Here is a 21,663-nt window from a genome sequence, read left to right on the forward strand (position 1 = left end):
GCCCGGCTCCCACGACAATCACCACGCGTCCGCTGTTCATGCCATGGGTAGGTCAAGAAAATCGGAACGATCGGCGTGAAAACTACCCAAAGTTTGTTTCGTGAGGTATTTTCAGGCGGAACTTCAAGCGAGGGTAAAGGAACATCCATGACGACTCCTGTTTTCGAAGCCGTGAGCCTCGACTCCGTCGAGCTGCTGCCGGCTCCGATCGATCCTTCGTGGATCATCGAGGGTTCCCCCGTCGCGCGGAGCGGTCAGTGGTCCTGCAGTCCGGACACCACCACGTCGTCGTGGGTCTGGGACTGCACCGCCGGCACCTTCAACTGGTACTTCGAGCAGGACGAGACCATCCACGTCATCGAGGGCGAGGTCATCGTCCAGTCCGCGGGCAACGAGCCGCGCGTGCTCCGCGCCGGCGACGCCGCACTGTTCTACGCCGACACCTGGGCGGAGTGGCACGTCCCCTCCTACGTGCGCAAACACGCCATCCTGCGCCCGCACATCCCACGTCCTCTGTGGTTCGCGATGCGGGTCGCCCGCAAGTTGCGGGGCAAGGGCCGCTCCGGCGCCCTCGGCTGACCGCGCAGCACTAGAGCGGCGAGTTCACCATCGAGTTCGCCGCCATCTCGATGTAGTCGACGAACTGCTGTCGATGCGCATCGTCCATGGTGTCCGAGTCGATCGACGCCAGGGCTGTGTGCATCGCGCGCAGCCAGGCGTCGCGCTCGAACGGGCCGATGACGAACGGTGAGTGCCGCAACCGAAGACGCGGGTGGCCGCGCTCGTCCGAGTAGGTACGCGGACCACCCCAGTACTGCTCGAGGAACATGCGCATGCGCCGCTCCGCGGGGCCGAGGTCCTCCTCCGGGTACAGCCGACGCAGAATCTCGTCCCGCTCGACCTCGGCGTAGAAGCGCGCGGTCAGGCTGCGGAAGGTCTCTGCGCCACCGACCGCGTCGTAGAAGGTCTGTGCGGGCTCGGTCATGGCTCCATTGTTCTCCACGATCACTTCGTCAGACTCGGGGCGGGTCCGAAGGGGCGCCCGTTCGGGTAGGGCGCCGCGATGCCGGACTCGTCGAAGGCGTCGAGGATCTGACGATGCAACTGGCGCTGTACGGCCCACTGTCGGCCCGGGCGGACCTTGATGGTCAGGCGAAGGGTCACGGTGTCCGAGGTGACGGCATCGACACCGAGCATCTGCGGTGCCTCCAGGATGTCTTCCTGGAACTCGCCGCGCTCGATCGCGTCGTGCGCCGTGCGCTCCGCCACCTCGCACGCGACGTCGATGTCGGCCGAGTGACTGACCGGGAGATCCAACACGGCGACGGCGTGGCCCTGGCTCATGTTGCCGACACGCAGAACCTCGCCGTTACGGACGTACCAGAGCGTCCCGGAGATGTCGCGGACCGTCGTGACCCGGAGGCCGACGGTCTCCACCGTGCCCGACGCCTCACCGAGGTCGACGATGTCGCCGACCCCGTACTGATCCTCGAGCAGCATGAAGATGCCGGACAGGAAGTCACGAACGAGGTTCTGTGCACCGAAGCCCAACGCGACACCCACGATGCCCGCCGACGCGATGAAGGGCGCGACGTTCACGCCGACGATGGAGAGTGCGGACAGCACGAACCAGACCAGGATGCCGACCGAGACGGCCGACTTGAGCACCGACCCGATGGTGCGTGCGCGCTGATTGCGACGCTCGTTCAGGATGGTCGTGGTGACCCCGGCGGGAGCACGTTCGCGTAGTGGTCGCAGCAGGGGCGGCTTGCCCGCGGCGCTGCGCGCGGCTCCCGGTGAGCGGCTGGTGAAGCGGTCGATCATGCGGTGCAGGACGAAACGCAGAACGACAGCGAGCAGGGCGTACCCCAGAACCTGGAGCGGGCGTTGGATCAACCAGTCGCGGCCGGTGTCGGAGAGCGAGAGGGCGAGGACGTCGTTCGGGTCGAAGGAATACACCCGAAAAGTCTACGGATCTCCACGAGGCGCGCCACCCGTCCCCGCCGTGCCACCGCCCGTGCGGGGGACACCCAGAGTTCACCGCGTGGCCGTCAGCTCGACCTCGAATGAGCGTGCGAACGGCACCGATTCGTGATGCACTGTGGTGGTCTTCACGTGCGGGCGGTGGCTGTCGCAAACCAGTGGTAGTCGCGCCGTGCGCAGTGGTCACTGGAGGTGGCATGAAGAAGAGCGGGACTGTCGCGAGGGCGCGGACCGGGCATCGACAACTGTCGCCCACCGACGCCGAGCAGGGCGGCGCGTCGGGGGCACGACCCCAGTCCGAACACCCCATCGTCTTCGGTGGCGCGTCGTTGCACGCCGTCACCGATCACTCCGATCCGGCCGACGTCGACGGGCACCTCGATCACGAGGACGCCGTCCCCGCCTGGGTGAAGCGACGCGTCCTGCTCCTCAATGCCACGTTCGAACCTCTCACCGCGCTGCCGATGCGGCGGGCCGTCGTCCTACTGGTCTGCGAGAAGGCCGTCGTGGTCCACGACGACGACGACGGTCCCGTCGTCCACTCCGCCGACATCGCACTGCAGGTGCCGTCGGTCATCCGTCTCCGCTCGTACGTGCGGGTGCCGTACCGAGCGCGTATCCCGATGACCCGGGCGGCTCTGATGCATCGGGACCGCTTCCGCTGCGCGTACTGCGGTTCCAAGGCCGAGACCATCGACCACGTGGTGCCGCGCAGTCGCGGCGGCGGTCACTCCTGGGAGAACTGCGTCGCGTGCTGCGCTTCCTGCAACCACCGCAAGGCGGACAAGATGCTCAGCGAGCTGGGGTGGACCCTGCGCGCCGCGCTGGTCCCGCCGAAAGGCCCGCACTGGCGACTGCTCGCGAGCATCAAGGAACTCGATCCCACCTGGCTGCCGTACCTGGGTGAGGGCGCGGCCTGACACCCGTCCACTAAGGTGATGGGCGTGAGCATCCTCGAAACCGCGCTGATCTTCGGACTGATTCCGTTGGCACTGTTCCTCGCGCTCTTCGTGTTCGCGAAGATCACGTCGACCGATCCCGCGCCGCGTCCCGCCCCCTACCGACTCGGGCAGCAGTGGGACCACGCCCCGGTGCTGTGGTCGGCCACGGACGAGGTGACGCCGTACTCGCAGCACGCTGCGCATTCGACACACGCCGAACTCACCGCGGGTTCGGCTTCGCTGGTAGGAGGCCGGGCAAGTGGCAAGTGGTGAACTCTCGACCCGTCGGATCGACGAGGAGAACCTTCCCGTCGGCCATGTGGTGACCGCGAGCGGTCGGGTCTCCGGTGTGCACCAGGTTGGCACCGTCAACCCCGACCTGTCCCCGTTCGCGACCGACGAGTTGATCCAGCTCGACGAATCGCTGATCGAGGCCACGCGCCGCACCGGCATCCGTTTCAACGTGTTGGTCGGTGACCTCGGGACCGATGCCGCCGCGGGTGCGGACGCCGCTCTCGCCGCTACACCCGAGGCCGAGTACTCCGTGCTCATCGCCGTCTCTCCGAATCAGCACGCCATCGAGGTTCGCTCCGGTCGCGGCGTCGCCCATCTCGTCGACGACCGCATCGCGCAGCTCGGTATCACCGCGGCCACGGGATCCTTCCGTGACGGCGACCTGATCGACGGCCTCGTCGCCGCCGTGCGCGTCATGAGTGCGGCGATCACCGGCCCGTCCGCCTGACACGGCGCCACCCGGCACAGAGACAAGGGCCCATCATCCGCGAGGATGATGGGCCCTTGTCCCGTGCGCGAGTCAGGTGCGGTCAGGCACCGTCCGCCGCTCGGGCGGCGAGTGACCGCACCACGGACGCGCGACCCTCGACGACGAGGCGCGCGAGGGCCGGCGGGTGGTCGCCCGCGAGGAATTCGTCCGCCGCCGCCACCGACTGCTCATCGATGGACCAGGTCGGGTACAGGCCGACGACGACGGTCTGCGCGACCTCGCTGGAACGACGTGCCCAGACGTCGGAGATGGCGTCGAAGTAGCGGGAGACGAACGGCTCCAACAACTCTCCCTGGCCCGCACCGGGGAACGCGCCGATGATGGCACGCGCGGTGATGTTGGGCAGGGAGTCGTTGTCGATGACCGTGGTCCACGCCTCCTCCTTGACCGAGGCCTGCGGGCGGGCGGCTCGCGCCGCCGCCGCGTTGCGGGCACCGGCCGCGGTGTTGTCCTTCTCGGCCTCGGCGTCGATCACGGGCGTGTCGGACCCCGTGTCGATCGCGCCGCTGCGTGCCAGAGCGGTGACGAACCGCCAGCGCAGATCGGTGTCGACGGTGAGGCCGCCCAGATCCTGGCCGTCCACGTCTCCGTCGAGCAGCGCCTGCAGCACGGCCGTGTGGCGCTCGGCCAGCACGGACGAGGCCAGCGCGTTGACGTAGGCCAGCTGATGATCCGACCCACCGTCGGCCGCGCGCGCCAGCTCGAGGAGGCGGTCGGCGAACTCGGGCCAACCCGTGGACTGCGCCCACCCCGGCTCGGCATAGCTGCCGAGCGCGGTCTGCGCCTGCAGCAGGAGCCGCTGCACGACTCCGACCTCGGTCTCGGAGGTGATGCCGCGTTGCACCAGAGCGACGAAGTCGCGTGCCTTCAGGTCGGCCTGCCGGGTCATCTCCCACGCCGCCGACCACGCCAGCGTGCGAGGGAGCGACTCGGTGATGTCGCCGATGCGCGCGATCAGCGTCTCGAGCGAGGCCGGATCCAGCTGCAGCGAGCAGTACGTCAGGTCGTCGTCGTTGACGAGCACCAACCGACCGGCAGGCGTGCCCACCAGCGCGGGAACCTCGGTGCGCTCCTGCGGCTCGACGTCGAGCTCGACTCGCTGGGTACGGGTCAGGGCGCCGGAGTCGTCACCGTCGTAGATGCCGACGGCGATGCGATGCACGCGGCGCTCACCCTTGCCGGGTGCCGCGGCCCCCTGCACGACGGAGAAGGACGAGTAGTTGCCGTCGTCGTCGATCTCGAATTCCGGTGTCAGGGTGTTCAGGCCGGTGGTGCGCAGCCACTGATCACCCCAGTCCGACAGGTCGCGACCGGACGAGGCCTCGAGAGCCGACAGCAGATCCGAGAAGGTCGCGTTGCCGAAGGCGTGGTCGCGGAAGTAGCTGCGCAGACCCGCGAGGAAGTCCTCGAGACCGACGTAGGCGACGAGCTGCTTGAGGACGCTGGCGCCCTTGGCATAGGTGATGCCGTCGAAGTTGACCTCGACTGCGGCGAGATCGGGAATGTCCGCGGCGATGGGGTGCGTCGACGGCAACTGGTCCTGGCGGTAGGCCCAGCTCTTCTCGACGTTCGCGAACGTGGTCCACGCGCTGGTGTACTCGGTGGCCTCCGACTGGCAGAGCACCGACGCGAACGTGGCGAAGGACTCGTTGAGCCACAGGTCGTCCCACCACCGCATGGTCACGAGATCGCCGAACCACATGTGGGCCATCTCGTGCAGCACGGTCTCGGCGCGGCGCTCGTAGGAGTAGCGCGTCACCTTGGACCGGAAGACGTAGTCCTCCAGGAAGGTCACCGCACCGGCGTTCTCCATCGCGCCCGCGTTGAACTCGGGCACGAACAGCTGGTCGTACTTGCCGAAGGCGTACGGGACACCGAAGTTACGGTGGTAGAACTCGAAGCCCTGCTTGGTCTCGGTGAAGAGGCGATCGGCATCCATGTACTCCGACAGCGATGCGCGGCAGTAGATTCCGAGCGGGATGGTGCCGTGGTCGTCCGAGTAGGAATCGGTCCACTGCGCGTACGGGCCGGCGATGAGCGCGACGAGGTAGGTGCTCATCACGGGAGTCGTCTCGAACACGTGCGTCGTGGCACCGGACGCCTCGGAGGTCTCAGCGGCAGCGGCGTTGGAGATGACGGCCCAGTCCTTCGGTGCCGTCACCGTCATGTCGAAGGTCGCCTTGAGATCCGGCTGATCGAAGCACGCGAACATGCGCTTGGCGTCCGCGGTCTCGAACTGGCTGTACAGGTAGACGGAGCCGTCCGACGGATCGACGAAGCGGTGCAGGCCCTCACCGGTGTGGGAGTAGACGCACTCGGCGACCACGGTGAGCTCGTTGTGCTCCGCGAGGTCGGTGAGCGCGATGCCCGTCGACTCGTCGTAGGAGGAGACGTCGACGTCGGTCCCGTTGAGCGTCGCGGAGGTCACCGAGTCGGCGACGATGTCGACGACACTGGAGGCTCCGGCAGTCGCGTCGAAGGTGACGGTGGTGGTCGAGGAGAAGGTCTTCTCGCCCGGGCCACCGGCTCCGTCGGTCAGGTCGAGAGTGATGGAGTAGTGCGTGACCGTGAGCAGCGAGGACCGTTCCTCTGCCTGGTCCCTGGTCAAATTGGGGGCAACCACGTGCACCCTTTCTGTCGATTTCTTCTGCCACCGCCGAACTGCGGTCGCGGCTGTGTCCATCCCATCATGACGCCGGTCGCCGCGGGCGGGTAGAACAGGTGTGCAGAGTTCGTGTCACCGGCCCACTGTGCGGGACGCTCCGCAGACCAGCCGAACACCGAGCACTACCCGACGACGAAAGGACCGACGTGAGCGATAGCAAGGACGTGGCAGATTTCTGGTTCGACCCGCTCTGCCCGTGGTGCTGGATCACCTCGCGCTGGATTCTCGAGGTGGCGAAGGTTCGCGACATCGAGACGAACTTCCACGTCATGAGCCTGGCGGTCCTCAACGAGGGACGCGATCTTCCCGACGAGTACCAGGACATGATGAAGAAGGCGTGGGGCCCCGTCCGCGTCGCGATCGCGGCCGCGCAGGAGAAGGGCGACGAGATCCTCGCGCCGCTCTACACCGAGATGGGGACGCGAATCCACAACGAGGGCAACAAGGACTTCCCGGACGTGATCCAGAAGTCGCTCGCTGCACTGGACCTCCCGGCCTCGTTGGCCGAGGCGGCCGCGAGCAGCGAGTTCGACGACGCGCTGCGCAAGAGTCACCACGCGGGAATGGACAAGGTGGGCAAGGACGTCGGCACGCCGACCATCCACGTCAACGGTGTCGCCTTCTTCGGTCCCGTGTTGTCGAGGATCCCGCGCGGCGAGGAGGCCGGCAAGCTGTGGGACGCGTCGGTGATCTTCGCGTCGTACCCGCACTTCTTCGAGCTCAAGCGTTCTCGCAACGAGGACCCGCAGTTCGACTGAGTCGACCGCGCACCCCGTCGGTGAATCCGGCGGGGTGCGTCAGACCACGATGAGGTCGGGACGGCCGCGGCGATCGCGAGTGCCGTCCCCGAACTCCAGTGCCTCGCCGCCGAGCCAGCGACGCGCGGACCAGGCGGCCGCCACCGCGTCGAGCACGTCGTCCATCGCGGGCCCGTCCTCGATCGCACTCGTGGCCTCCAGTAGCGCCGGCACGTCCACCACTGCCGAGAGTGCTTGCAGGCGTTGGGCGATGCCGCGCGCTCGTTTCTTCGATGTGAAGCGGGTGGCGGGGGCGAGTGCCCGGAACGAGGATTCCGGGTGCACCTCGATCACCCGTGCGATGTCGGGGTCGGCCGCGTACCAGGCCCGGATGTGGTCCGTGAGGTACCAGGACTGCTTGCTGATGGCCTTGCCCGTGCGAGCGCGGGCGATCACGCAGGCGTCCTCCCAGGAGGCCGCCCACACCGCGTCGCGTACCGGCGTGGGGAAGAGCGACGATCGCGCCGGGCCCAGGAACGTCCGAACCTGGAGTTCGCTCGCTCGCACTCCGGTGTCGGGCACGGTCAGCGGCATGTCGACCCCGACGGCCGCACAGTCCCGCGTGGTGTCCAGGACGGCCGTGACGGTGTCGACCAGCGTCAACGACACTCGTCCCTCGTGCAGACGAGCCACCACCCACCGGCCCGCGGCGCCGTCCACCCCGGCGACGGGGCCCCACCCGCACGGTGGCGTCGGGGCGGAGGGGGGCACCTGTCAAACTCTAGCCATGCGCGTATACCTGGGTGCCGATCACGCCGGCTTCGAGTTCAAGAATCAGATCATCGACCACCTGCGGGAATCGGGACACGAGCCGATCGACTGCGGTGCGTTCACGTACGACGCGGTGGACGACTACCCGGCGTTCTGCATCGAGGCGGCTCGCCGCACGGTCGCCGACCCGGAGAGCCTCGGACTGGTGCTCGGTGGCTCCGGCAACGGGGAGCAGATCGCGGCCAACAAGGTCCCCGGCGCGCGGTGCGCACTCGCCTGGAGCGTCGAGACGGCTCAGCTCGCGCGTCAGCACAACAAGGCGCAGCTGATCGGCATCGGCGGCCGCATGCACACACTGCCCGAGGCGCTCGCGATCGTGGACGCGTTCCTCGAGACCCCGTGGTCGGGCGAGGAGCGCCACCAGCGCCGCATCGACATCCTGTCCGAGTACGAGCGCACCGGCGACGCGCCGGCCGTTCCCGGTGCACCCTCGGCCGACGGCGGCTCCGAATAAGAGGGTCCGCACCACAGCCCGAGTAGTCAGGTACCACCCATGCCCGAGGGGCACACTCTCCATCGTCTGGCGCGACTGCACCAGAAGCGTTTCGGCGGCCAGGTCATCGAGGTGTCCAGTCCGCAGGGACGTTTCGTCGACGGTGCCGAGTGGGTCTCCGGGCATGTCCTGAAGCGCGCCGACGCGTGGGGCAAGCATCTGCTCCACCGGTACGACAACGGGGCGATCGTCCACGTCCACCTCGGGCTGTACGGCAAGTTCGGCGAGCAGTCCGTTCCCATGAAGGAGCCCGTCGGCCAGGTGCGGATGCGCATGGTGGGGGAGGAGTACGGCACCGACCTGCGCGGCCCCACCCGGTGCGAGATCTTCGACGACACACAGGTCGACGCGCTGGTGGCGCGCCTGGGTCCCGATCCGCTGCGCAAGGAGTCCGACCCGGAGAAGGCGTTCCACCGGATCCACAAGTCGGCCATGGCGGTCGGCGCGTTGCTGATGGAGCAGGACGTCATCGCCGGCATCGGCAACGTCTACCGAGCCGAACTGTTGTTCCGGCACCGCATCAGTCCGTTCCGCACCGGCAAGCACCTCGATCACGAGGAGTGGGACCAGATGTGGACCGACCTCGTCGAGCTGATGAAGGTCGGCGTTCGCCGCGGGCGCATCATCACGCTGGACAAGGAACACGACTCGGGCACCGGGTCGCGAGGACCGGGACGTCCGCGTTCCTACGTCTACAAGCGGAACGGCCAACCGTGCCTGATCTGTGGCACGACCATCCTCACCGCGGACATGAAGGGACGCAACCTGTTCTGGTGCCCGACGTGTCAGGCGACGTGAGGCCGGTCGAGCACTGATCGGCGACGGTCGAGGTCAGAAACCCCCGTCGAACCCGCCGCCGCCATCGAACCCGCCGCCGTCGAACCCGCCACCGCCATCGAACCCGCCGCCGTCGTCGAACCCGCCGCCGTCGGAGTCGCCCCCACCGTCGTAGCCCCCGTCGCTCGTGTCGGTCCCGTCGCCCTCACCGCTGGCGAAGTTGTCCGCCCCGTACCCCACGCCGGCCATTCCGGAGAACATCGCGGAGAACAGGAACATGGATCCCATGCCCCACGCGCCGGCCACCAGGGCGGGCCTCCACCACGGCTCCGAGTACCACCCGGCGGGGACGGGGCGACCCGCCACGCGTCCACCGGGGTAGTAGTTCGGGGTCTTCTCGGAGGGACCGGGACTCGCGGTCACGGCGCGCCCCTCGTAGTCCACCGTGCGCTCCTCGGTGACCTCACCCGCGGACTTCTGTCCGTCGATGGTGGGTACCTCGGGGCCGGGGTCCATGCCCATCGCGAGCCGGGCTGCGCGGATGTAGTAGAGCCCTTCCAGCGCAGTCTGTTTGGCCAGACGTGCCTGGGTGGGAGACTGCGCCTGATCGATCTGTGAGCCCGCGGCCGTGTAGCGCTCGGACGCATCGGCCAGCGCCTGCTTGGAGGCCGTGTCCGAGCCCACCAGGTTGAACACCTGGCCGCCGAGGCGCTCGATGGACTGGCGTGCGTCGGCCTTGGCGTCGTCGAGCGACTCGAGGCTCCGTCGGCCGGACCTGCGCTGGGACACGACGACGACGCTGACGACCAGAGCCACGACGACGATGATCAGGAGCAGAGGTTCCATGGTCCCAGTGTACGGAGAGTCCGGTTCTCGACGCGGATCACGGCGCGGGGCGCAGCGACTCCCGGCCGTTGCTCCACGCGTCCATCAGATGGTCCGCCAGGACGTTCTCGACGTGGTCGATGGCGCGCATCCCGAAGACGACGTCCGCCTCGAGTTCCGGTTCGCGAGCGACGAGGTCGCCCACCACGTCGTGTCGCATGACCTGCTCGTGCACCGCGTCCGCCTCGACGTGCTCGGCGTAGAACGCGACGCACTCGGCGGGGAAGTCCAACCGCTGCAACGCCTTCACCAGCCGCTGCGATCCGGGTGAGGAGGTGATCTCGGTCGCGGCGAGGTGGCCGACGGCAGCGCCGCGCAGCGATCGGTGCAGTCCGAACATCGACATCAGGTTGACCGGTGCCAGAGTCGGCGCACCCACCCGGTCGAGGTAACCGAGGTACGTCGCGTCGAGTCCCGCCGCTGCGAGGAGATCGCGAAAGAGGTTCTGGTGCATCCGGCTTCCACGCCCACCGCCGAACTCGTCGAACTCGACGGCGACGTAGGAGGCCTTGGCCTGTCCCTGCAGCCGCGGGATCGTCCAGGCGTGGGGGTCGGCTTCCTTCAGGTGGTAGAGCGAACGGTGCGCGAGATACTCCCGCATCTGCTCGGCGGTCCCGATGTCGCGGAGGTGAAAAGACGGACCGGACCCGTCGACGTGTTCCGTCGACAACAGGTCCATCTCGTCCGCCGCCGAGCCGCCCACCGTCACGTGCGCACGGACGTCGGCGAGGAAGACGCGCTCCATGTCGGCACGTAGACGCAGGAGGTCGGGATTCCACTCCCAGGCGTCGTCGACACAGGGGAGCCCGCGGTAGTGCAGTTCGTAGCAGAGGTACAGCGCGAGATGCAGGTCGTCACCGTAGGGATCCGCGTCCCCGACAGACACCGTGATGGCGGGCGCCTCCGACGGGGGCTGCACCAGAGCGGACAGGACGGCGGAGGACAACGGCCCGCGCGCCGTCGGCAGCGCGGCTGCGGTCGGCGGGGTCGAGACGGTCGGGGTGTCGTTCAGCATCGCGGTCACCTCGGTCGACTACCCACTTCGGCCGGGTCCGAACATGCGCGGTGGTCGCTGAGGTCCGAAGACGGGCAGGGGACCCGATCCGGGCTCGGTCGGTACGGGAGTGGTGCGGCGGAGCAGCAGGGTGGCCGCGTCGAGCACCAGTTCCCGGTCGTACGTGAGTCGGTAGTCGAACACCGGGTCCGACTCGGCCGACCCGCCGCCGTCCGCTTCGGCTCCGAGGACGGCGGCGGTGAAGTGCGGGCTCACGACGATCACCGACAGTTCCCGCAACAGGGGGTCCGCGGCGGGCAGTCTCATGGTGTGCAGTCCGGGCACCGGCGGTGTGTGCGCGGCGCCGCCCCGACCGAACAGCGCGACGAGCGTGCCGGACGCAGCGAGGTGCGCGGCCTGGTCCATCTGCTCGGCGGACACCTCGAACGAGTGCGGAACCGTGGCCAGCACGATGGTCGACGGCCCGGTGGCCGCGGCGTGGAGCGCGAACTGGTCGATGATCGTGGAGAGCAACGACAGGCGCCCGCGGCGGATCCCACCGGTGGCCGCGGCGAGTGCGAAGGGCGTCGGCGCCGACGGCATGCGGTGGGTGAGCCCGGCGGCGAAGGGGGAGTCCGACGGCAGGTCGGCGGCGGTCGGGCCGGCGTGCGGCTCCCGGCGCGGCAGGGGAGCAGGTGTACCGAAGAGCCAGCCCTGGCCGAGAGCGGCGCCCATCTCGCGAGCGAGATGCAGGTGCTCCTCGGTCTCGATGCCCTCGGCGAGGACGACCGCTCCCGTGCGGTCGGACTCCGCGGAGACCGCCGCCAGTACGCGCGCGGTGTCCGTCGTCGCCCTCTGCTGGGTGAACGTCATGTCGAGCTTGATGATGTCGGGCCGCAGGAACGGCAGCAGCGCCAGACTCGCCGTCTCGGCTCCCACGTCGTCCACCGCCACCAGCCACCGCCGGTCGCGCACTCGTTCCACCGCCGCGAGCAGCGACGCGGGGTCGGCGAGGAGATCGCGCTCGGTGATCTCCACGACCACCGACAAGCGCGACGCCTCGGCGAGCAGAGCGGCCACACCCGCCGGGGGCGCGAGGTTCATCGCACTGGGTTCCATGTTGACGAACAGCTGCAACCCGGTCGGCAGATTGGCCTCGAGGGCGCCCCGGAGTGCGCTGACACGGCACATCCAGTCCAGCTGACCGACGGTCCCGTGCGCACGCGCCGACTCGAACAGTGCGGCGGGTGACTCCCAGGGTGTGCCGACGGGGCCGCGGGCGAGGGCCTCGTAGCCGACCAGCGCGCGCGTCGAGAGGTCGACGACAGGTTGGTAGAGGGAGTGGACCGTCAGGCCTGCGGGGATCTCTTCCACGCCCGGTCCTCTCGTCGGCGGACCGAGTCCGCGTCCTGCAGCATCTGAAACAGTAGGCCGATCACCCCTCGCGAGCGCGAGGACGGATCAGACGGGCGACGGCACGACGGTGACAGGGACGTCCACCGAGTGCATCACGGCTCGGCTGGTCGATCCCAGCAGGAGCGAGGTGAATCCACCCCGTCCGCGGCGACCCACCACGACGAGGTCCGCCTCGGCCGATCTGGCCACGAGTTCCCGCACCGGCCGGTCCTGGACCACCACGCGCCGCACCTCGACGTCGGGGTAGTCCTGCGACCATCCGGCCATCGTCTCCGCGAGGACGGCCTCCTCGTCCTCGGCGGATCGACCGCGGCCGCCGGGAACGTCGATGTCGCTCCACGCGTGCACGGCGATCAGCGATGCCCCGCGTGACGAGGCGATCTCGAACGCCCAGCGGACGGCGGGCACGCTGTTGTCCGTGCCGTCGACCCCGACGACGACGGCGTGTCCCGTGCCCTCGTTCGGCGGCGTGTCCAGGGGCACCACGGTGACGGCGCACGAGGCGTGTGTCGCCACCGCCGTGCTCACCGACGCGGAGAGTCCTCCGGTGAACTCGCCGAGCCCCCGCGTCCCCACGACGATCATCGCGGCGTCCGTCGATCGTTCGACCAGAACTCCGGCGGGGGTGCCGTGGTGGGTCTCGGTGGAGACGGACACGTCGGCCGCCACGGCCCGCGCCGCGTCCACGCCGTCGGCGAGAATGCGGTCGAGCGCACTCGCCGCAGTGTCGTCGACGTCCGCGAAGGCCGGCGCGGACACCGCTGTGACCAGCACGAGGGGCAGGCCGCGAGCGGTGCAGAGCCGGGTGGCCCATCGCACGGCCGCGAGCGCTGCGGACGATCCGTCGACTCCGACGACGACGGGGTGGGACACGGGCATGCAGGCCTCCAACGGTTCGTGCGGACGGTGCCGGGATGACCACAGTGTTCCCGACGCGAGGCGAGGTCATGTCCGGAACAGGCAGTTGCGTCTGCAACGGCGTTATCTCGATGTGCTGCGAACGTTATCGGATCGTGATGCTCTGCACGCAGCCTCGTCACTCTGGCGGGCGAATCTAAGGCAGACGCCGAGGAACGAGATCGACGCACACGAACCGGGAGACACAGTAATGACCGCACACGGACTCGACACCCACCTTTCCTTCGACGCTGCCGATCTCACCGTTCTCGAATACGAGCGCGGCGACGTCGCCGTGGTGTCGGTCGGCGGCGAGATCGACATGAGCACCACGCCCGAACTCCGCGAGGTCCTGGCACGCGTGGCAGCGCGCGGCCACGAGGACGTGGTTCTCGACCTGTCGGACGTGACCTTCCTGGGCAGCGCCGGCGCCGTGTTGCTCCTGGGCGCCGCGTCCTCGCTCTCGGTCCGTCCGATGGTCTTGGTGGCCACTGATCCCGCGGTGCGACGCCCGCTCGAGCTCCTCGGTGTCTGCTCACCGATCACCGTGTGCGGAAGCATCTTCGAGGCCGTGTCGCTGGTCGCCTCGGCGCGCGACGGCGCCGGAGTCTTGTCCGACGCCGGCTGACCCCCGAACACACGAGAGCCCCCCGATTCGGTGAATCGGGGGGCTCTCGCGTTCGTGGAGCGGGCGACGGGAATCGAACCCGCGTAATCAGTTTGGAAGACTGAGGCTCTACCATTGAGCTACGCCCGCATGCCTGCGGCGGTGCTGGGATCGCCAGCTCCTGCCGCCTGCGTTGAGGAACTGTACCGAACGTCGCGCGCGTTCGAGAAATCGGCCCGCCGTCGGCGCCTCGGCGGTACCGCCGTAGGATCGTCGGCGCACGTCGCTGTGGCCTTGCCGGTGCGAATCGCCGCGATCGAGGGTGACGGCGTGCACGAGGAACGGGATGTGGCGCAGCTTGGTAGCGCATCCGCTTTGGGAGCGGAGGGTCGCAGGTTCGAATCCTGTCATCCCGACAGACGTCGGTCGCCGCGATCGAATGGTCCAGATCCACCTTCCCACCGGAACCACCCCGCACCACCACAGTCCGACACCGAATCACTGCAGTCGAGCAGATGAAGGAGCACGTTCGTGAAGAGCACTGTCGAGCAGCTGAGCCCGACGCGAGTCCGTATCAACGTCGAGGTGCCCTTCGAGGAGCTGAAGCCTGATTTCGACCGCGCCTACAAGACGCTCGCGCAGCAGATCCGCCTGCCCGGGTTCCGGCCCGGCAAGGCGCCCGCGAAGCTTCTCGAGGCACGCGTCGGCCGCGCGAACGTCCTGAACCAGGTGGTCAACGACGCGTTGCCCGCCAAGTACAACGACGCGCTCAGCTCGACCGAGCTGAAGCCCCTCGGTCAGCCGGACATCGAGATCACCAAGCTCGAGGACGGCGAGGAGATCGTCTTCACCGCCGAGGTCGACGTGCGTCCCGAGATCACGCTGCCCGACTTCTCGACCGTCACCGTCACCGTCGACCCGGTCGAGATCACCGACGAGGCCGTCGACGAGCAGCTCCTTTCGCTGCGTCAGCGTTTCGGAACCCTCACCGGTGTCGAGCGCGCGGCCCAGACCGGCGACTTCGTCTCCATCGACCTGTCGGCCACGGTCGACGGCAACGACGTGCCGGAGGCGTCGACCGAGGGCCTGTCCCACGAGGTCGGCTCCGGCCAGCTCATCGAGGGGCTCGACGACGCGATCGTCGGCCTGTCCGTGGGTGACTCGAAGGAGTTCCCGACGACGCTGCTCGCCGGTGAGCATGCCGGTCGGGAAGCGCAGGTCACCGTCACGGTGAAGTCGGTGAAGGAGCGCGAGCTGCCCGAGCCCGACGACGAGTTCGCCCAGCTGGCGAGCCAGTTCGACACGTTCGACGAGCTGATGGCCGATCTGCGCGAGCGCGTGGCCCGCGTCAAGAAGGTCGAGCAGGCCGGACAGATCCGCGACAAGGTGCTCGAGGCTCTGCTCGAGTCCGTCGAGGTCCCGGTTCCCGAGGCCTTCGTCAAGGCCGAGGTCGATTCCGCGGTGCACGACGCGATCCATCCTCTCGACCACGACGAGGACAAGCTCGCGCAGCAGCTCGAGGCAGCAGGCTCCTCGCGCGAGGAGTTCGACACGAACGCGCGTGAGAGTGCCGAGAAGTCCGTGCGCACTCAGCTCCTGCTCGACACCATCGCCGACGCCGAGTCGGTCCAGGTCGGACAGGAAGAGCTGACCCAGAACATCGTCTTCCAGGCGCAGCGTTACGGCATCGCGCCGGAGGAGTTCATCCAGCAGGTGCAGCAGGCCAACCAGCTTCCCGCCCTGTTCGCCGACATCCGTCGCAGCAAGGCGCTCGCCGCCATCGTCGATCGCGTCTCGGTGACCGACACCGCCGGTGCGAGCGTCGACACCAAGGAGCTCTTCGGAGATCCCGAGGACGAGGCCTCCGACGAGACCGAGTCGGCGGAGATCGAGTCGTCCACGGAGGATTCGGCTGCGGACGATTCGTCTGCGGGCGAACAGCAGAAGTAACGCTCACAGCGAACGACGGCGGTTCCGGGACTCCGGGGCCGCCGTCCTTCGTTAGTGTCGGTGACAGAGAACGTGAGCGTTCCGTCCACAGGGAACGTTCGCGCTCACGGCGAGAAACTCGTTCAGGCGAGACCACATCGAGCACGAGAAGGCAGGTACCGTGACCACCACGAACCCGGCGACCAACACCGACCAGGCAGGGCCGTCCCGTCAGGCAGGGTCGATCGTGACCGCTCCGGCCATGACGTCCGCGACCGCCGGACTCAACCTCAGCGACTCCGTCTACGAGCGTCTGCTCCGTGAGCGCATCATCTTCCTCGGCACTCAGGTCGACGACGACATCGCGAACAAGCTGTGCGCACAGATCCTCCTGCTCTCGGCGGAGGACCCCACTCGCGACATCGCGCTCTACATCAACTCGCCCGGCGGTTCCGTCTCGGCCGGTATGGCGATCTACGACACGATGAACTTCGCGGAGTGCGACGTCGCGACCTACGCGATGGGTCTGGCCGCGTCGATGGGCCAGTTCCTGCTCACCGCCGGGACCAAGGGCAAGCGCTACGCACTGCCGCACGCCCGCATCATGATGCACCAGCCGTCCGCCGGAATCGGTGGCAGCGCAGCGGACATCGCCATCATGGCCGAGCAGTTCGCCCTCACCAAGCGCGAGATGGCCGAACTGATCGCTCAGCACACCGGTCAGTCGTTCGAGCAGGTCACCGAGGACTCCGACCGCGATCGGTGGTTCACGGCGCAGCAGGCACTCGAGTACGGCATGGTCGATCACGTCATCACACGCGCCGAGCAGGCCGGCGGCACCAGCGGAGCCGACAACTGATCGGACCGGACAGCGCAGCGCGTCACGCGCTCGCTCCTGTCGGTCGTCCGATCTCTTCACCCACACCCTTGGAGTACTGATGTCCCAGCTCTTCGATCCCCGTTCTCTCCCCGGCTCCAGCTCGCCCGCCGGGCCCGATTCCCGCTACATCCTCCCGTCCTTCGTCGAGCACTCCAGCTACGGCGTCAAGGAGTCGAACCCGTACAACAAGCTCTTCGAGGAGCGCATCATCTTCCTCGGCGTGCAGGTCGACGACGCCTCGGCGAACGACATCATGGCGCAGCTGCTGGTGCTCGAGGGTCTCGATCCCGACCGCGACATCACGATGTACATCAACTCGCCCGGTGGCTCGTTCACGTCGCTGATGGCGATCTACGACACGATGCAGTACGTGCGCGCCGATGTCGCGACCGTCTGCCTCGGTCAGGCCGCGTCGGCCGCCGCGGTGCTGCTCGCAGCGGGTGCCCCCGGCAAGCGTGCGGCACTGCCGAACGCTCGCGTCCTCATCCACCAGCCGTCCACCGGCGGTGTGCAGGGCCAGGTGTCCGACCTCGAGATCCAGGCTCGGGAGATCGAGCGCATGCGCCGTCTGATGGAGACCACCCTCGGTCGCCACACCGGCAAGGACGCCGACGTCATCCGCAAGGACACCGATCGCGACAAGATCCTGACGGCCGAGGAGGCCAAGGACTACGGGATCATCGACACCGTCTTCGAGTACCGCAAGCTCTCCGCACGCAAGTGACGCCGGCCGGCCGGAGGCCGCTCCGACACGCCCGGACGACGGGTGGTGGACGGGGTGGTCCCGGCCGGTTCCGAGCGTTCGGACTGCATCGATTCACCCACGTCCGAGGGGGTACGGCGCCGCTCCGACATGCTCGTTCGGGATGCGTCAGAAGTCGACCTCCGGCCGCGAAGGCGGGTACGGTCGCACGCAGAGATTCTCTTTCACTAGTGAGGACTAACGCACATGGCACGCATCGGTGACGGTGGTGATCTGCTCAAGTGCTCTTTCTGCGGAAAGAGCCAGAAGCAGGTCAAGAAGCTCATTGCCGGACCAGGTGTCTACATCTGTGACGAGTGCATCGATCTGTGCAACGAGATCATCGAGGAAGAACTGGCCGAGTCGAGCGAGGTCAAGCTCGACGAACTGCCCAAGCCCGCGGAGATTCGCGACTTCCTGGAGAACTACGTCATCGGCCAGGACACGGCCAAGCGTCGTCTCGCCGTCGCGGTGTACAACCACTACAAGCGCATCCAGGCCGGCGACAAGGCCCGCGACGCCCGTGGTGAGACCGTGGAACTGGCCAAGTCGAACATCCTGATGCTCGGCCCCACCGGCTGCGGCAAGACCTACCTCGCACAGACGCTGGCGAAGATGCTGAACGTCCCGTTCGCCATCGCCGACGCCACCGCGTTGACCGAGGCCGGGTACGTGGGTGAGGACGTCGAGAACATCCTTCTCAAGCTCATCCAGGCTGCGGACTACGACGTCAAGCGCGCCGAGACCGGCATCATCTACATCGACGAGGTCGACAAGATCGCCCGCAAGAGCGAGAACCCGTCGATCACGCGCGACGTCTCCGGCGAGGGTGTGCAGCAGGCCCTGCTCAAGATCCTCGAGGGCACGCAGGCCAGTGTTCCGCCGCAGGGTGGTCGCAAGCACCCGCACCAGGAGTTCATCCAGATCGACACGACCAACGTGCTCTTCATCGTCGCCGGTGCGTTCGCCGGTCTCGAGAAGATCGTGTCGGACCGCATCGGCAAGCGTGGCCTCGGCTTCGGTGCCGAGGTCCACTCGAAGGCCGAGATCGACACGCAGGACCACTTTGCCGAGGTCATGCCCGAGGATCTGATCAAGTTCGGTCTGATTCCCGAGTTCATCGGTCGCCTGCCCGTCGTCGCGTCGGTCACGCATCTGGACAAGGAGTCCCTCGTGACCATCCTGTCGGAGCCGAAGAACGCCCTGGTGAAGCAGTACACACGCCTGTTCGACATGGACGGTGTCGAGTTGGAGTTCACCCCGGACGCGCTGGACGCGATGGCAGAACAGGCCATCCACCGTGGCACGGGCGCTCGTGGACTGCGCGCCATCATGGAGGAAGTGCTCAACCCGGTCATGTTCGACATCCCCAGTCGTGACGACGTGGCGAAGGTGGTCGTGACGGCGGAGACCGTGAACGACAACGTGCTCCCCACCATCGTGCCGCGCAAGCCGGACCGGCCGGAACGGCGCGAGAAGAGCGCCTGACCCTTCTGCTCGATCGAGAGCCCCGACGACCGACGGTCGCCGGGGCTCTCGTGCGTCGGGACGAGGTCGGTGCCGGTGTGGAGGCGCCGGGGCCCCTGCCGGGGCGTGGCGATACCGTGTTCTTCTCATGGTCGACTCACTCACCGACGGACTGAAGGTCCGCCACCTGACGATGATGGGTCTCGGCTCCGCGATCGGCGCCGGCCTGTTCCTGGGCACCGGCGCCGGCATCGCCGCCGCGGGACCCGCCGTCCTCCTGTCCTACGCCATCGCCGGCTTCCTCGTCGTTCTCGTCATGCGCATGCTCGGCGAGATGGCTGCCGCCTCGCCGTCGTCGGGATCGTTCTCGACGTACGCCGAGATGGCGTTCGGCCGCACCGCCGGCTTCGTCACCGGCTGGCTCTACTGGTTCACCCTCGTCATGGTCATGGGCGCCGAGATGACCGGCGCCGCAGCGTTCATGGGCGCGTGGTTCGGTGTGGATCCGTGGATTCCCGCCCTCGTGGCCATGGTCGTCTTCGCCGCGATCAACCTGGCGAAGGTGTCGAACTTCGGCGAGTTCGAGTTCTGGTTCGCTGCCATCAAGGTCACCGTCATCATCGGGTTCCTCGTCATCGGGACGCTGCTGGTGTTCGGCCTGCTGCCCGGTTCGGACCCTGTCGGCTTCGCCAATTTCACCGGTCTCGGTGGGTTCGCGCCCAACGGCGTCTCGGGCATCGCTGCGGGTCTGCTGGTCGTGGCCTTCGCCTTCGGCGGCATCGAGATCGTGACCATCGCGGCGGCCGAGTCGAAGGACCCGGCCCTGTCGGTGGGGCGCGCCGTGCGCAGCGTCGTGTGGCGCATCAGCGTCTTCTACCTCGGGTCGATCCTGGTGATCACGTTGCTGCTGCCGTGGAACCGTCTCGACGAGGCGCAGTCGGCCGCGGAGAGCCCGTTCACGCTGGTGCTCCAGCAGGCGAATTTCTCGGGGGTGGTCGGCTTCATGGAGGCGATCATCGTGCTGTCACTGCTCAGTGCCTTCAACGCGCAGATCTACGCGACCAGCCGGATGATGTACTCGCTGGCGCTGCGGGGAGGCCGGAGGCCGGCCGGTGGTGGGCGGGGAGGCCGGAGGCCGGTCGGTGGTGGGCGGGGAGGCCGGAGGCCGGTCGGTGGTGGGCGGGGAGGCCGGAGGCCGGCCGGTGGTGGGCGGGGAGGCCGGAGGCCGGCCGGTGGTGGGCGGGACGGGCATGGCCCGTTGGCGCGGGTGGATGGGTCGGGGGTCCCGCGTGCCGCGCTGCTGGTCTCGGTGTTCTTCGGCTTCGTGGCCGTGCTGCTGAACTATCTCGACCTCGACGGTCTGCTGACGTTCCTGCTCAACGCCGTGGGCGCGTCCCTCTTGGCGATCTGGGCGATGACGGTGGCGTCGCAGCTACGACTACGACGCCGTCTGGAGGCGGCAGGTCCGCTGCCTGTTCGGATGTGGGCGTTCCCGTACCTGAGCTGGCTGGCGCTCGCGCTGCTCGTGGGCCTGACCGCCCTGATGCTGACGGACGGGTCGTCCCGTCGTCAGGTACTGGCCACCCTCGCAGTGATCGTGGTGCTCACCGTTGCCGGTCAGATCACCGGGCGGCGTCGAGCGGCGGCTCGCTGATCACACGGTGGGCGTGGGTGTAGACGTTCATACCGTCTCCGCGGAGGAAGCCGACGACAGTCAGGCCGGACTCGTCGGCGAGGTCGACGGCGAGCGACGACGGCGCGGACACCGCGGCGAGGATCGGGATCCCGGCCATGACGGCCTTCTGAGCGAGCTCGAAGGACGCGCGTCCGCTGACCATGAGCAAAGTTCCCGTGAGGGGAACTCGTCCTTCGAGCACCGCCCACCCGATCACCTTGTCCACGGCGTTGTGTCGGCCGACGTCCTCCCGCACCGCGAGAAGTGTGCCGTCCGTGTCGAAGAGTGCGGCCGCGTGCAGCCCGCCCGTGGACGCGAAGATGCGCTGGTGCTCGCGCAGGGTGTCCGGCAGCGTGGTCAGGACGGTCGTGGTGACGGTCGCGCCGTCGGCTGCGGGGGAGTGACGGGTCTTCAGACGCACTGCATCGAGTGACGCCTTGCCGCAGACGCCGCAGGACGACGTCGTGTAGAAGTTCCGTTCGACCCCGGGGTCGGGCGGTGGAACATGCGCTGCGAGAGCGAGATCGAGCACGTTGTAGGTGTTGAGCCCCTCGTCGTCGACGCCGTCGCAGTACCGTGCGGCCAGAATGTCGTCGCGGCCGCCGATGACGCCCTCGGTGGCGAGGAACCCGTGCGCGAGTTCGACGTCGTGTCCGGGCGTACGCATGGTGACGGCCAGTGCCTTGCCGCCGACCCGCAACTCCAACGGTTCCTCGGCGACCACGGTGTCGGGCCGCGAGGAGCGGTGTGGCCCGCGGATCCGGACGACCGGACGGCGGACGGTGGCGCGGCCCATCAGTGGTGGCTCTCGTGCAACGTGCTCATGACTCCATAGTGGACCCGCGTCGGCTCGGCGCGCGGACGGACCCGTGTCCGAGGCGCCGATGCATAAGTTAGCCTTGCCTACACCAGGGGGGCTGGGTCCCCGCCGTCCATCGAAGGGACCACCTCACCATGGCC

22 protein-coding genes and 2 tRNA genes are annotated in these 21,663 nt (G+C 68.1%); 14 read left to right on the top strand and 10 right to left on the bottom strand.

What is annotated here, in order from left to right; genetic code table 11:
* Nucleotides 1-147: 147 nt before the first annotated feature.
* Nucleotides 148-579 carry a cupin domain-containing protein gene (locus tag HQ325_RS17645; RefSeq protein ID WP_222631477.1) on the top strand — a complete coding sequence of 144 codons (432 nt, stop codon included), beginning with the start codon at nucleotides 148-150 and terminating at the stop codon, nucleotides 577-579.
* Nucleotides 580-589: 10 nt separating this feature from the next.
* Here HQ325_RS17645 and HQ325_RS17650 read toward each other — a convergent pair whose 3' ends face one another.
* Together HQ325_RS17650 and HQ325_RS17655 are read right to left on the bottom strand one after the other, a co-directional pair.
* Entirely contained in the window at nucleotides 590-985 is a 396-nt protein-coding gene (locus HQ325_RS17650) for a globin (RefSeq protein ID WP_222631478.1), read from the bottom strand.
* A gap of 20 nt (nucleotides 986-1,005) precedes the next feature.
* Complete coding sequence (locus tag HQ325_RS17655) at nucleotides 1,006-1,959, bottom strand: mechanosensitive ion channel family protein (protein ID WP_222631479.1); 954 nt, start codon at nucleotides 1,957-1,959, stop codon at nucleotides 1,006-1,008.
* A 221-nt stretch (nucleotides 1,960-2,180) separates the two neighbouring features.
* Between HQ325_RS17655 and HQ325_RS17660 the strand changes: the two genes are divergently transcribed.
* The 3 genes from HQ325_RS17660 to HQ325_RS17670 are packed head-to-tail and all read left to right on the top strand — an operon-like array spanning nucleotide 2,181 to nucleotide 3,666.
* Entirely contained in the window at nucleotides 2,181-2,903 is a 723-nt protein-coding gene (locus HQ325_RS17660; protein WP_261778507.1) for an HNH endonuclease, read from the top strand.
* A gap of 18 nt (nucleotides 2,904-2,921) precedes the next feature.
* Nucleotides 2,922-3,197 carry a hypothetical protein gene (locus HQ325_RS17665; protein WP_261769336.1) on the top strand — a complete coding sequence of 92 codons (276 nt, stop codon included), beginning with the start codon at nucleotides 2,922-2,924 and terminating at the stop codon, nucleotides 3,195-3,197.
* Nucleotides 3,184-3,666, top strand: a complete 483-nt coding sequence (locus HQ325_RS17670; RefSeq protein WP_222631480.1) for a DUF5130 family protein — start codon at nucleotides 3,184-3,186, stop codon at nucleotides 3,664-3,666. Before HQ325_RS17665 ends, HQ325_RS17670 begins: the two co-directional genes overlap by 14 nt.
* Nucleotides 3,667-3,748: 82 nt before the next feature.
* Here the strand turns inward: HQ325_RS17670 and pepN are convergent, their stop codons facing one another.
* Nucleotides 3,749-6,331 (bottom strand): aminopeptidase N, encoded by a 2,583-nt coding sequence (gene pepN / locus HQ325_RS17675; RefSeq protein ID WP_222631481.1) that lies wholly within the window; start codon nucleotides 6,329-6,331, stop codon nucleotides 3,749-3,751.
* Nucleotides 6,332-6,519: 188 nt separating this feature from the next.
* Here pepN and HQ325_RS17680 point away from each other — a divergent pair, with 188 nt between their 5' ends.
* Nucleotides 6,520-7,131 (top strand): DsbA family protein, encoded by a 612-nt coding sequence (locus tag HQ325_RS17680; RefSeq protein WP_027505644.1) that lies wholly within the window; start codon nucleotides 6,520-6,522, stop codon nucleotides 7,129-7,131.
* Nucleotides 7,132-7,170: 39 nt separating this feature from the next.
* On the opposite strand, the gene HQ325_RS17685 is transcribed toward HQ325_RS17680, so the two are convergent.
* Complete coding sequence (locus HQ325_RS17685) at nucleotides 7,171-7,881, bottom strand: DUF429 domain-containing protein (RefSeq protein ID WP_308014719.1); 711 nt, start codon at nucleotides 7,879-7,881, stop codon at nucleotides 7,171-7,173.
* Between the two features lie 16 nt (nucleotides 7,882-7,897).
* On the opposite strand from HQ325_RS17685, the gene HQ325_RS17690 reads away from it, so the two are divergent.
* Nucleotides 7,898-8,395: a ribose-5-phosphate isomerase gene (locus HQ325_RS17690; protein ID WP_027505646.1), complete on the top strand. Its 498-nt coding sequence runs from the start codon at nucleotides 7,898-7,900 to the stop codon at nucleotides 8,393-8,395.
* A 39-nt stretch (nucleotides 8,396-8,434) separates the two neighbouring features.
* Nucleotides 8,435-9,232, top strand: coding sequence for an Fpg/Nei family DNA glycosylase (locus HQ325_RS17695; RefSeq protein ID WP_222631483.1), 798 nt, complete (start codon nucleotides 8,435-8,437; stop codon nucleotides 9,230-9,232).
* 33 nt (nucleotides 9,233-9,265) lie between these two features.
* Here HQ325_RS17695 and HQ325_RS17700 read toward each other — a convergent pair whose 3' ends face one another.
* The 4 genes from HQ325_RS17700 to HQ325_RS17715 form a co-directional block, all read right to left on the bottom strand.
* The gene (locus HQ325_RS17700; protein ID WP_222631485.1) at nucleotides 9,266-10,057 is read right to left on the bottom strand and encodes a DUF1542 domain-containing protein; all 792 of its coding nucleotides are present in this window, start codon (nucleotides 10,055-10,057) and stop codon (nucleotides 9,266-9,268) included.
* Between the two features lie 37 nt (nucleotides 10,058-10,094).
* Nucleotides 10,095-11,111: an iron-containing redox enzyme family protein gene (locus HQ325_RS17705; protein WP_222631486.1), complete on the bottom strand. Its 1,017-nt coding sequence runs from the start codon at nucleotides 11,109-11,111 to the stop codon at nucleotides 10,095-10,097.
* An 18-nt stretch (nucleotides 11,112-11,129) separates the two neighbouring features.
* Complete coding sequence (locus HQ325_RS17710; protein WP_222631488.1) at nucleotides 11,130-12,464, bottom strand: EAL domain-containing protein; 1,335 nt, start codon at nucleotides 12,462-12,464, stop codon at nucleotides 11,130-11,132.
* Nucleotides 12,465-12,551: 87 nt separating this feature from the next.
* Nucleotides 12,552-13,385, bottom strand: a complete 834-nt coding sequence (locus tag HQ325_RS17715; protein ID WP_222631489.1) for a universal stress protein — start codon at nucleotides 13,383-13,385, stop codon at nucleotides 12,552-12,554.
* Nucleotides 13,386-13,614: 229 nt separating this feature from the next.
* On the opposite strand from HQ325_RS17715, the gene HQ325_RS17720 reads away from it, so the two are divergent.
* The gene (locus HQ325_RS17720; RefSeq protein ID WP_222631490.1) at nucleotides 13,615-14,031 is read left to right on the top strand and encodes an STAS domain-containing protein; all 417 of its coding nucleotides are present in this window, start codon (nucleotides 13,615-13,617) and stop codon (nucleotides 14,029-14,031) included.
* 55 nt (nucleotides 14,032-14,086) lie between these two features.
* Here HQ325_RS17720 and HQ325_RS17725 read toward each other — a convergent pair.
* A tRNA-Gly gene (locus tag HQ325_RS17725) sits at nucleotides 14,087-14,160 on the bottom strand.
* A gap of 192 nt (nucleotides 14,161-14,352) precedes the next feature.
* On the opposite strand from HQ325_RS17725, the gene HQ325_RS17730 reads away from it, so the two are divergent.
* The 6 genes from HQ325_RS17730 (at nucleotide 14,353) to HQ325_RS17755 (ending at nucleotide 20,682) form a co-directional block, all read left to right on the top strand.
* Nucleotides 14,353-14,426, top strand: a tRNA-Pro gene (locus HQ325_RS17730).
* A 115-nt stretch (nucleotides 14,427-14,541) separates the two neighbouring features.
* A complete protein-coding gene (tig, locus tag HQ325_RS17735; protein WP_222631491.1) occupies nucleotides 14,542-15,960 on the top strand; it encodes a trigger factor in 1,419 nt (472 codons plus the stop codon).
* A 241-nt stretch (nucleotides 15,961-16,201) separates the two neighbouring features.
* Nucleotides 16,202-16,798, top strand: coding sequence for an ATP-dependent Clp protease proteolytic subunit (locus tag HQ325_RS17740; RefSeq protein ID WP_051613384.1), 597 nt, complete (start codon nucleotides 16,202-16,204; stop codon nucleotides 16,796-16,798).
* A gap of 79 nt (nucleotides 16,799-16,877) precedes the next feature.
* Nucleotides 16,878-17,543 carry an ATP-dependent Clp protease proteolytic subunit gene (locus tag HQ325_RS17745; protein ID WP_027505653.1) on the top strand — a complete coding sequence of 222 codons (666 nt, stop codon included), beginning with the start codon at nucleotides 16,878-16,880 and terminating at the stop codon, nucleotides 17,541-17,543.
* A 225-nt stretch (nucleotides 17,544-17,768) separates the two neighbouring features.
* Nucleotides 17,769-19,049: an ATP-dependent Clp protease ATP-binding subunit ClpX gene (clpX, locus tag HQ325_RS17750; RefSeq protein WP_027505654.1), complete on the top strand. Its 1,281-nt coding sequence runs from the start codon at nucleotides 17,769-17,771 to the stop codon at nucleotides 19,047-19,049.
* Nucleotides 19,050-19,176: 127 nt separating this feature from the next.
* Entirely contained in the window at nucleotides 19,177-20,682 is a 1,506-nt protein-coding gene (locus HQ325_RS17755) for an amino acid permease (protein ID WP_374107238.1), read from the top strand.
* On the opposite strand, the gene fdhD is transcribed toward HQ325_RS17755, so the two are convergent.
* Nucleotides 20,651-21,499 carry a formate dehydrogenase accessory sulfurtransferase FdhD gene (gene fdhD / locus HQ325_RS17760; protein WP_222631492.1) on the bottom strand — a complete coding sequence of 283 codons (849 nt, stop codon included), beginning with the start codon at nucleotides 21,497-21,499 and terminating at the stop codon, nucleotides 20,651-20,653. The genes HQ325_RS17755 and fdhD overlap by 32 nt on opposite strands.
* Nucleotides 21,500-21,663 lie beyond the last annotated feature (164 nt).

The organism is Rhodococcus sp. BP-349, assembly GCF_019835845.1.
Taxonomy (GTDB): domain Bacteria; phylum Actinomycetota; class Actinomycetes; order Mycobacteriales; family Mycobacteriaceae; genus Rhodococcoides.

Excerpts from the sequence above, each read along its gene's own strand:
- HQ325_RS17650 (WP_222631478.1), bottom strand. The coding sequence starts at position 985 with ATGACCGAGCCCGCACAGACCTTCTACGACGCGGTCGGTGGCGCAGAG.
- HQ325_RS17705 (WP_222631486.1), bottom strand. The coding sequence starts at position 11,111 with ATGCTGAACGACACCCCGACCGTCTCGACCCCGCCGACCGCAGCCGCG.
- HQ325_RS17690 (WP_027505646.1), top strand. The coding sequence starts at position 7,898 with ATGCGCGTATACCTGGGTGCCGATCACGCCGGCTTCGAGTTCAAGAAT.
- HQ325_RS17645 (WP_222631477.1), top strand. The coding sequence starts at position 148 with ATGACGACTCCTGTTTTCGAAGCCGTGAGCCTCGACTCCGTCGAGCTG.
- HQ325_RS17660 (WP_261778507.1), top strand. The coding sequence starts at position 2,181 with ATGAAGAAGAGCGGGACTGTCGCGAGGGCGCGGACCGGGCATCGACAA.
- clpX (WP_027505654.1), top strand. The coding sequence starts at position 17,769 with ATGGCACGCATCGGTGACGGTGGTGATCTGCTCAAGTGCTCTTTCTGC.
- HQ325_RS17745 (WP_027505653.1), top strand. The coding sequence starts at position 16,878 with ATGTCCCAGCTCTTCGATCCCCGTTCTCTCCCCGGCTCCAGCTCGCCC.
- HQ325_RS17740 (WP_051613384.1), top strand. The coding sequence starts at position 16,202 with ATGACGTCCGCGACCGCCGGACTCAACCTCAGCGACTCCGTCTACGAG.
- HQ325_RS17715 (WP_222631489.1), bottom strand. The coding sequence starts at position 13,385 with ATGCCCGTGTCCCACCCCGTCGTCGTCGGAGTCGACGGATCGTCCGCA.
- HQ325_RS17700 (WP_222631485.1), bottom strand. The coding sequence starts at position 10,057 with ATGGAACCTCTGCTCCTGATCATCGTCGTCGTGGCTCTGGTCGTCAGC.
- fdhD (WP_222631492.1), bottom strand. The coding sequence starts at position 21,499 with ATGGGCCGCGCCACCGTCCGCCGTCCGGTCGTCCGGATCCGCGGGCCA.
- HQ325_RS17695 (WP_222631483.1), top strand. The coding sequence starts at position 8,435 with ATGCCCGAGGGGCACACTCTCCATCGTCTGGCGCGACTGCACCAGAAG.
- HQ325_RS17755 (WP_374107238.1), top strand. The coding sequence starts at position 19,177 with ATGGTCGACTCACTCACCGACGGACTGAAGGTCCGCCACCTGACGATG.
- HQ325_RS17720 (WP_222631490.1), top strand. The coding sequence starts at position 13,615 with ATGACCGCACACGGACTCGACACCCACCTTTCCTTCGACGCTGCCGAT.
- HQ325_RS17665 (WP_261769336.1), top strand. The coding sequence starts at position 2,922 with ATGGGCGTGAGCATCCTCGAAACCGCGCTGATCTTCGGACTGATTCCG.